9 protein-coding genes and 1 tRNA gene are annotated in these 9,896 nt (G+C 45.5%); 5 read left to right on the top strand and 5 right to left on the bottom strand.

All coding sequences use genetic code 11. The features are described 5' to 3' along the window. Positions 1-265: 265 nt before the first annotated feature. Positions 266-1,573: an OmpA family protein gene (locus HGH47_RS09910; protein ID WP_432912125.1), complete on the top strand. Its 1,308-nt coding sequence runs from the start codon at positions 266-268 to the stop codon at positions 1,571-1,573. Between the two features lie 72 nt (positions 1,574-1,645). Here the strand turns inward: HGH47_RS09910 and HGH47_RS09905 are convergent, their stop codons facing one another. From HGH47_RS09905 to HGH47_RS09885, 5 genes are all read right to left on the bottom strand, one after another. After that, positions 1,646-2,362 carry a tRNA threonylcarbamoyladenosine dehydratase gene (locus HGH47_RS09905; RefSeq protein ID WP_212566563.1) on the bottom strand — a complete coding sequence of 239 codons (717 nt, stop codon included), beginning with the start codon at positions 2,360-2,362 and terminating at the stop codon, positions 1,646-1,648. Between the two features lie 59 nt (positions 2,363-2,421). Further along, positions 2,422-3,480: a phospho-N-acetylmuramoyl-pentapeptide-transferase gene (locus HGH47_RS09900; protein ID WP_212564683.1), complete on the bottom strand. Its 1,059-nt coding sequence runs from the start codon at positions 3,478-3,480 to the stop codon at positions 2,422-2,424. 288 nt (positions 3,481-3,768) lie between these two features. Further along, positions 3,769-3,841 (bottom strand) — tRNA-Met (locus tag HGH47_RS09895). A gap of 90 nt (positions 3,842-3,931) precedes the next feature. Continuing rightward, a complete protein-coding gene (locus tag HGH47_RS09890) occupies positions 3,932-6,199 on the bottom strand; it encodes a glycoside hydrolase family 2 protein (RefSeq protein ID WP_432912121.1) in 2,268 nt (755 codons plus the stop codon). 1 nt (position 6,200) lies between these two features. Next, a complete protein-coding gene (locus HGH47_RS09885; protein WP_432912118.1) occupies positions 6,201-7,079 on the bottom strand; it encodes a hypothetical protein in 879 nt (292 codons plus the stop codon). A 155-nt stretch (positions 7,080-7,234) separates the two neighbouring features. Between HGH47_RS09885 and HGH47_RS09880 the strand changes: the two genes are divergently transcribed. The 4 genes from HGH47_RS09880 to mltG are packed head-to-tail and all read left to right on the top strand — an operon-like array spanning position 7,235 to position 9,895. Next, positions 7,235-7,711 carry a YkgJ family cysteine cluster protein gene (locus HGH47_RS09880; RefSeq protein WP_212564686.1) on the top strand — a complete coding sequence of 159 codons (477 nt, stop codon included), beginning with the start codon at positions 7,235-7,237 and terminating at the stop codon, positions 7,709-7,711. An 8-nt stretch (positions 7,712-7,719) separates the two neighbouring features. Further along, positions 7,720-8,685, top strand: coding sequence for an MBL fold metallo-hydrolase (locus tag HGH47_RS09875; protein WP_432912115.1), 966 nt, complete (start codon positions 7,720-7,722; stop codon positions 8,683-8,685). After that, on the top strand, positions 8,682-8,861 hold the full coding sequence (locus HGH47_RS09870) for a hypothetical protein (RefSeq protein WP_016524111.1): 180 nt from the start codon (positions 8,682-8,684) through the stop codon (positions 8,859-8,861). Before HGH47_RS09875 ends, HGH47_RS09870 begins: the two co-directional genes overlap by 4 nt. A 14-nt stretch (positions 8,862-8,875) precedes the next feature. Then, positions 8,876-9,895: an endolytic transglycosylase MltG gene (gene mltG / locus HGH47_RS09865; RefSeq protein WP_230974299.1), complete on the top strand. Its 1,020-nt coding sequence runs from the start codon at positions 8,876-8,878 to the stop codon at positions 9,893-9,895. The last annotated feature ends 1 nt before the right edge of the window (position 9,896 follow it).

Here is a 9,896-nt window from a genome sequence, read left to right as displayed (position 1 = left end):
GAACAAGCCGTTAGGCTTGATTCGCAATCCGCGTTAGCGGATATGATAAACCATTTCCTTACAGGTTTATTCATTATCTGGAGAGGGAAGGGAAAAAAAGAAAAAACCCTGTAGGCAAAAGGAGGAAAAAATCCTACAGGGCAACTGTAAAGGAGGTACATTGAATACTCTCTTGATAGTACGTATCGCAATATACACCACTTAAACAGACGAAAAAAGAAAGGTTACATATTTACAAAAAATTATGAAAATATTAGGGTACGGTATGCTATTACTTTTTTCTTTTTCCAATACTATGATGAATATGTTAAAGAATCTCTCAAAGATGCAATTTCAGCGCTTTCTATTTTTAGGAATTTCTTTTACGTTCAGTGCATTCTCTCCGCTGCATGCCGAAATCTTCCGTTTCAACTTCAGGGATGGTGATACTTACCGGATTAATTCTACGGTTACCGAAGACGTATACTTGAATGGACGGTTTGCACATCAGGCTTATATTATCAATCGCGTTACTGTGGAAGTTTCGGATGTTCAACCGGCATCAAACGGCAAGCCTTCTTCTGCGCTTCATACCTGTACTTTTATGACGAGCGAGCAAAACAGCAACCGGACGTTCTCGTGGGGACGCGAATATCCGAGCGTATTCCGCAGAGACGAGTTTGGTATTTATGCTATTGGCGAGCAGTATTTTATGCCGGTGGTTCGAGATGTTCCGGTTTTTCCTCAGTATGATGTAAAAAAAGGTGAAAGCTGGCGGCATTCTGCAAGCGAAGCGCACGACCTGCGGGATAACTTTAACATTCAAAAACCGTTTGTCGTTCCCATCGATGTTACGTATACATACCAAGGGCCTACCCAGCGTGAAGGGAAAACCTATCAATTAATAGAAGTAAATTATGACCTTTATTATGATATTCCGATAAAAAATATCCAAAATAAAAGAAACGGAAATACAACGCTGCCGATGCTCTATCCCGTCCGTACGATGGGGTATTCAAAACAGCGGCTGTATTGGGATAATGATGCAGGAATCCTTCCCTATTATGATGAAGTATTTACCATAATGATGGAGCTAAACACCGGAGCAGTGATAGAATACCGCGGTAGTGCAAAGGCGGAAATGACCGCGTTACAACGTATGGATAAAGAAGAAATAGCAGGAATACTAGATAAAAATATCCGTGACATGGGCATTGCGAATACGACCGTAGAAAAAACCGATGAGGGCATTACCATCAGTCTTGAAAATATTCAATTTGAAGCCGATTCAGCGCGTCTCCTTCCGGCCGAAAAAGAAAAGATTAAAAAAATAGGGAAACTTTTAAGCAAGTATCCCGACTATGAACTGTTGATTTCGGGGCATACCGCGTTGGCAGGCAAAGCCGAAGACCGGCAAATCTTATCCGAGCAGCGTGCAGCAGCGGTTGCAAATTATCTGGTAGAACTCGGTGTAAGGGAGCAGCACCATATTTTTACCCGCGGCTTCGGTGCGGAAAAGCCGATTGCGCCTAACACCACGGAAGCGAACATGGCGCGGAATCGGCGTGTTGAAATCACCGTGCTGGAAAAGTAACTGATAAACCTATTCGGAAACGCAGTTATCGAACAGGCCGAATGTACCGATATTTCCCGCACCGCATGGGATTTAGTATCGGAGTATCTGATTGAGTAAATCGCCTGCAAGCAAAATACCGACAGCAGCGGGTACCCATGAAACCGAGCTTGGCGGACGGCTGCGGACAGCGGGAACTTCCTTGGAATACAGTACCCGCAGCTTTTTTACGCCCCGCTTTTTTAAAAGACCGCGCATGGTTTTACAGAGGGGGCAAACGGCGGTATCGTAAATATCAGCAAATTGAAATAAATCCGCGCGGAGCTTATTCCCGCAACCCATCGCCGCTACGATTGGGATGCTGCGATTTTCTGCCTCTGCCGCCAGTGCGACTTTAAGCGAAATCGTATCAACCGCATCGACAACACAATCGATGTCAGATAAAAAAGGTAAGAAAGAAAGGAATCCGTCCGCATCGGGGAGAATATGCTGCACAATCTGATGAACCGTACACGCTGGGTTTATGTCGGTGATACGTGCGGCAGCTGCGGCAGTTTTGTACTGTCCGATGGTGGAATGGAGTGCATAGAGTTGCCGGTTAAGGTTTGAAGGAGTTACCGTATCGCCGTCGATTAAGTACAGCGTCCCGACACCTGCGCGGGCAAGGGCTTCGACCGTGTACCCGCCAACGCCGCCGATACCGAATACCGCAATCCGCAGCTTACGGAGCAGCTCAACGCCTTCCGTTCCGATAAGCGCTTTACTCCGGATAAACAGTGGCCCATGCTCATCCTGCACAGCTGTGCTGATATTGTGTACATCGTATGAGCTGCACACAGCGCTCTTGCTATCAGGTTCAGACACAGAGATTAGCGAATTTTAAAGAGGACTGCAAATACGGCAAGCGTAATGAGCAGCTGTAAAATGAGGAATTTTATCAATACCTGCGTCGATGACCATTGAAGATTTTTCCGCATGTGGTCATGGAGCGGGAATCGGATATTCCTAAAAATACGGATATGGAAAAAGCGCAATAACGCTACTTTAACGAGACCTGTGCCGCCGTTCAGTAGAATCATCCCGCTGGTCATTAACAGCAAGAAAGGATTGCCCGAAATAATGACCAACACGCCGATAAAAAAGCCGAGGGCGCGGGAACCGGCATCTCCCATCATCACCTTACTCGGATATGCGTTATGCCACAGGTATCCCATCAGCACGCCGGAAAGGCTAAAGCAGATAAGCGCCCACTGTGCGCCGTCTATCCGATGCGGAATGAGCAGGTATTCCGAAACTTTTACGTTCCCGATAATAAAATAGAAAACCATACCGAGCGAAATAAGCGCCATCAAAATGAGCGTGCCGGAAAGACCATCCACCCCGTCGGTACAGTTCGTCGTATTGATGGAAAACCATAAAATTAAAACCGAAACGGTAAAAAACACGGCGGGATGCACGGCGATACTTTGACTCATAAACGGAATCCAGTAAAAAATGGAATCATCGAAATACCAATGAAAGAGCACCGCTGTGGTAATCAGCGACAACACTAAATCCAACGCACCTTTCCGGTATTCTCCCCACGGATTAACCGACCGATCGTCAAGGTAACCGGTAAGCATTACCAACCATGTTAAAACCAGTACGGCGATTTGCGTACCCGAAGGAATAATCAGCAGAAAAATCATCACGACAAAAATCGTAATAAACACAACGCCGCCGCCGGTCGGTTTACCCTTTGCAGCCTCAGGAGCAATACCGAATTCCTTTCCCCTGTCTTTCGGTAAACGCGCATAAAAGCGCGGTAAAATAAATACCGTTAAAAAAAAGCCTACGTAAAATGCAATCGAAATAAGTACAAGATATGACTGTAAAAGCCGCATGGGGCCGTAAAATGAAGAAAGGAGCCCCGACAAATAAAAAAGCATTGAAACAGTATATACAGCCCGTATAAAAAAAACAACCCTTCATATTATTCATGGGTAATGTGTCATGGCGTTAAGTAACATACAGAAAAAATGAACAGGAATTATCACGGTCAGAGCAGACGATACAGCACGGAACGGTGCAGGGATTAGTACGATGAAAATACACCTATTATTTTTGCTTGCGTTTAGCGTACTGTGAGAAATAAAGCGGAAATATGAACACCAATACTGTAACAGAAAGATTTATCTTGCCTTTCGGCGATACTTCGGTGTAAATGTAAAAGGAGTTAGCGGCAATAGGGCTTGAACCTATGACCTAACGGATATGAGCCGTTTGCTCTACCAACTGAGCTATACCGCCGTAAAAATACTTGAAGACTATAGCGCAAAATAAAATCTTTGTCAATTACCCTTAAAATTTTACTTTACCTAAAGATTGATACCTACAACCTCACCGGATGCGGATTGAAACGGTTTCGCTTTTAAATTCACCGGTTTGTGCGGACACCTTTACCGTACCGACTTTTCCGAGCGTTTTAATCCAAAATCCGCGGGCGCCGCCGATGAGGGCGAACTCCTTCGGGCCGATAACTTCTGCGGGGCCTTTCAGCTTAATCTGCACAACCTCGGAGCTATAGGGGAGTTCGTTCCCCGCCTGATCAAGGAGCCGCACAACGAAGCGGACGGCATCGGGTATGTCCGCCCGAAGTTTTGTCTCATCGGCGGTAAGCACGAGCTGCGTCCTAACGGGATTTGCAGTAAAGCGGCGGGTAATACACTCTTTACCGTTATGGTAGCCGATGAATACGGCATCTTCCCATTCGCCTCCCCACACGCTTGGAAGGCTCTCGATAACAACCGGCGGATGCGCAAGCCCGGGATATCGGTCAATAGCGGGATAAAACAGACCTAAATCTTTTTCGCCGATGCTCAGCCGGACTGCGGTACAGTTCGTACAGATGATAAGCGGTGCGATGCCGCCGACTGCACGGTCACCGACGGTATAGCGGGTCAACGGTTCCAACACCGGACGGACTTCCGCAGGCAGCTGGCTTGCATAGACGCTTGCGGCAAACTTAGGAATGCGGAACATATCCATCACGCCGTGGTAGCAAATGCGGTCGCCCGAACCGAAATTCGCATGGGTATTATAGTCAAAAGCGCACCAGCCGATTGCACCGCATTTTTGCGGGTCGAGCGCGGCGGCATTTTGCACCGAAAGGTGGAGTTTTGCATGCTCAACCAAGCGCTCTTCCTGATCGAACCGCTTTGTCGGATAGATGTGTCCGCCGAACTCGGTTACCAGATACGGCACCACATCGGACTGTCCCGTAACCTCACGCTGAGACCGAAGTACACGCGCCGCTGTTGCAGTACCGACGGGCAATCCTTGAGAACCATATATAAAATCGTTCATCGTATAGACATCTTCAAAAAATTCACTGTTCTCAATACAGCGGACGCCGCCGGTTTGCCGGTACGGGTCAAGCTCATGGGCAATCGTATTTGTGCGCTGATAAAACGCCGTGCAATCAGGCGATTCATTAATGCGTACTCCCCACAATACAATAGAAGGATGATTTCGATCTCTAATGATCATCTTCCGGACACTTTCACAGCTGATATCTTGCCACGCCGAATCGCCGATATGCTGCCAACCGGGGATTTCCTCAAAAACCAATAAGCCCATCTCATCACATCGATCCAAAAAATACGGTGACTGCGGATAATGCGAGGTACGGACGATATTAACGCCAAGTTCATATTTTAAGATCTCCGCATCTTTTTGCTGCACTCGCTTCGGCATTGCATAACCGACATACGGAAAAGACTGGTGCCGGTTTAAACCGCGCAGCTTGAGCAGTTTGCCGTTTAAGAAAAAACCTTCCGGCGTAAACTCAACCGTGCGGAATCCGATACGGGTCGATACGGCATCACATACCATGCCGTCTTCCAGTAACGATACTTCGACGCGGTACAGCTCAGGTTTTTCAAGTGTCCATAGTTTTAAGCCGGTTAATTCATCCATTATCATCGATAGAGAAAGCAACGGAACGGATACGACAAGACTTCTGCTCAGCTCTGCCCGTTTCCGGTTTCTGGAATCGAAAAGCGCTACCGAAATATCAATCGATTGATTTGTTCGCTCGCTGTGTTCAATCGCAATATCAACCTGCAAACTTTTTTCCGCCGTTAAAACGGAAACAGGATGGGCATACATCGATTCAATATGGCAATGGGGTACTGCACGTAGGGTAACATCGCGGTAAATGCCCCCGTAACACAGATAATCTACCATACCGCCGAACGGAGGAATATCAGCCCGCTCCGTCGAATCGACATATACGACGAGTACGTTGCTTTCAGCTTCTCCATACTCAACGTATTGAGTAATCTCTACGGAAAACGGGACATATCCGCCTTTATGCTCACCGGCAAACTGTCCGTTAATAAAGACCTTCGCATAGCACATTACGCCGTCAAAGTCGATAAAAAGACGCATCCCTTGCAACTGAGAAGGGGCAGCAAATTTTTTTCGATAACATGATTCGAATTGATATATTTTTTCATCAAAATAATGGTACGGCAATTCCTTCACCGTATGAGGAAGCTGCACTTCGGTAAAATGAGTTTCGTCGCAATCGGGTTGTATATATTGCTCCGTAAAGTTTTCCGCAAATTGCCAATTTTGCCATAAAGGAATTAATGTCCGTGCCATCTTAGTTCTCCGTTTGTACATCAATCATCTTATTCAATACGATATTAAAATCTTCGATAAAAATTCCGGAATACCGCTCGATGTTTTTTATGATAAAGTCTTTTAACGCCAATATCCTGCCCGCCAAATCGGGGCCGACAGGCATATCGACCATCATAATAACTCTGTAACCGTTGCTTTCCGCTTGAACGGTTATTTTCTTAATATGTACCGCACTATCGTACTGCGCCGCATATTGTATCACCATTTCTTTTAATGCGGTATCGGAGACCTGTGCCGCATAGACCTTTGAGAACTCGGGACGCACAACCGATTTTTCAAATAACGTTTCTTCTTCTTTTAAGCGCCCAATATGTGCATTACGGAACAACAGCCTGATTTTATCGTAAAATATTTGCGGATAGTTCCGTTTAACTTCAACAGAGGGAACGGGAATAACGTGCTTTCCTTCAACACGGCGACTCCTGATAGCGGTTTCAATCTCTTCCCTCGTTGCAATATCTTCAATACGGATAATTTTTTGCGGCGGCGGAATTTGCAATCGTGTTGCAATTTTATTAACCATCTTATCCGACGTTCCCAAAATCAGCACCTTTTTACGGCTTAATTGATGAAGCACTTTTGCCGCTTCATCACGATGCTGTTTATCGTCAAAGACAGCTGTTTTTACTGCTGCCAAAAAGGTCTTTTCCCGTTTTGCAGAATGCCCTGCAAGTATTTTATCGCCTTTAATAACCAATCCGTCATCGATAATCAAATCAATTCCATATCTTTGCGCGACCATCCGTGCCCTAAAACTTTTTCCGGTACCGTTGCCGCCAACCAGCGCATATATTTGAGGTCTCTTTAGCCAGCGAAAAAACCTATCAAAAAACCGCATATCGTTTTAGTATAAGCCGGTTATTGCATCTTCGCAAGTACATACGTCGGAAATTCATACCAAAACACATAGTAAAAACGCAGCAAAACAAAAAAATGCTTGAAATAGCAGGATTTTTCATATATAATAATAGAATAATTGTAACGGAGTAGTTTTTGCAGCAAGGATTATTTTGGAAAGACGGCTTATGCTTTTCGTGCGACCGATGTTCGGCATGTTGTCGATATGATCCGGGGTTTGTGTATTTATCTCCTCGCGATCTTCAGAATTTGCAGACATGGGCGTCGTTGGAACGATCCGCTTTTATTCAAAAATATTGCCGGTGGGTACTCCAAGGGGATGGATACGAGTATCTTTGTTTAAAAGAGCTGCCTAATTACGATTGTATTTTATGGAATAACGGCTGTATTGCATATAACTATCGGCCTTTTCAATGTTCGTCATATCCGTTTTGGGATTATTTACTCGAAAATGAGCAGCGTTGGAATGTAAATGCCCGCAGCTGTTCGGGAATAAATCGCGGTAAACGGTATTCGGCGGAAGAAATTCAAGGCTTGCTTGATACTGCAAAACAATTTCCTGTCATTCGACGAAAAAGAACCGGTGAAAGCGCGGATTTCACCGAAAAATAGAGGAGTGTATGCGGGTACATTTTTGGGGCGTTCGCGGTTCGATTGCAACTCCGTTGAGTGCAGCGCAAATTCAAGCGAAAATTTCTGCCGTCGTTCAACGGATAACCGAAAAAGACATTACCGATCAAGATGCACGGGAACGTTTCCTTGCTTCATTACCGCCATGGCTCTTTGGAACTGTCGGAGGGAATACTACCTGCGTAGAGGTTGAAACCGAAGAGGGTAATCAAATCATTTTTGATGCAGGTACCGGTATTCGTGAATTGGGAATCAATTTGCAAAATCGCTTTGATTATTTTGATCGTCCGCAAACCTATCATCTCTTTTTCTCTCATTTTCATTGGGATCATGTCCAAGGCCTTCCCTTTTTTGGCCCCGCGTATGATTCACGCAATACCATTATCATATATAGCACTCGCCCTAAAATGCGGGAATTTTTAGAAGAGCAGATGAAGTGGCCGTATTTCCCGATAACTATGTTCGGGAAGGGCGGCTTTACTGCAAAGTTTGAGTTCCGCTGTATTGCCCCTGACGAACCGTACATCCACATCGGTAATACCCGGATAGGTTGGCATCGTGTGCGTCATCCGGGCGGGTGTGTGGCATATTCAATTTTCGATAATCAAAAAAAGATCATCTTTTCAACGGATACGGAACTTCGTCCTCAAGACTTTGAAAAAAACGATGCCAATATCGCATTTTACAGTGATGTAGAACTGTTGATTATCGACGCTCAGTATACGATGACCGATTCCATCGAAAAAATAGGGTGGGGGCATTCTACCTTTTCCCTCGCTATTGATTTTGCAACTTCGTGGGGAATTAAAAAATTAGCGCTTTTCCATCACGAACCGACCTATAACGATAAAAAGATTCTAGCGATAGAATCAAGTGCACAGCATTACTGCAACTATATAGGCGCCGGTACGCTTGAAATATTCAGCGCTGTTGAAGGAACGGATCTGTACTTATGAGTGATGAGCTGCCGATTTATCAATTCTCAGATTCAGAACTCAAAGCGCTTATTTCTTTTTTTAGGAAAAATCTCCCGCTGCCCGATGAGCTGTATTCATTGAATGCTTTTGCTGAAAAGTATATTTATCGAAATCTTACCATCGGTGAAGCGGAACAGCTCTACGGCGGGCGGTAATGCAAGCAATATCTATGAAACAAAAACGCTTTCGCTTAATAATGTTTGTGTTGGCGTGTATCCTTCTTATCGCAGTGGGTACGGTTGCCGGTTTTTATACTCCTGCTTCTTTTGATACAAATCCAGCTGAACAGCTTTTTACCATTAAACGCGGCGCTTCCGTGCGGGCAATTGCTGCCGATTTAAAAGCGGCGGGGCTCATCCGGTTTGAGTATCCGGCATACCTGTATTTCCGGCTTGTTAATAAACCGATTAAAGCCGGAACATATAAACTTTCTCCCGCTTGGTCAGTACATACACTCTGCGCCTATTTACAAGCGGGAAAACAAGAGCTGATCAAGGTTACCGTGCCGGAGGGTCTGACCCTTTCAAAAACGGCAGCGATTCTTGAAGATCGGCAGGTTGTCGCCGCCGATGATTTCCTTGCCGCAGCAAAAAACGAGGCTTTGCTGCAATCATACAGCATTATCGGTGCTTCCGCCGAAGGGTTTTTATTTCCCGACACCTACTTTTTTTCGTACGACGAAACGGCGGAACGAGTTATCACGGTGATGCTGGATAATTTCTTCCATAAAACAGCCGATATTCCTCATTTTCCCGATGATCCTGCTCAGCGGTACGAGGCGGTTATTTTAGCAAGCATTATCGAGCGGGAATACCGCGTACCTGAAGAAGCCGTAAAAATTGCCGGTGTTTTTTCAAACCGGTTGCAAATCGGTATGGGCTTGCAATCGTGTGCAACCGTTGAATATATCTTGACGGAGATTCAGCATAAACCTCACCCTGACCGCCTGTTGAACAGGGATTTGGAAATAGATCATCCCTATAATACCTATAAATGGCGGGGGCTTCCTCCGGGGCCGATTTCCAATCCGGGTATGACAGCCTTATACGCCGCCTGTAATCCCGAAAAAAGCGGGTACCTCTACTTCCGCTTGGAAAATGCGGAGACCGGTACGCATATTTTTACCAGAAATTTAACGGAACATGCAAAAGCAGGCGCGATTATTTTAAAACGGGCTGCGGGGCGCTGAC

It is taken from the genome of Treponema sp. OMZ 805, from assembly GCF_050937395.1.
Taxonomy (GTDB): Bacteria; Spirochaetota; Spirochaetia; order Treponematales; family Treponemataceae; genus Treponema.
This window is presented reverse-complemented; position numbering and strand designations above follow the sequence as displayed.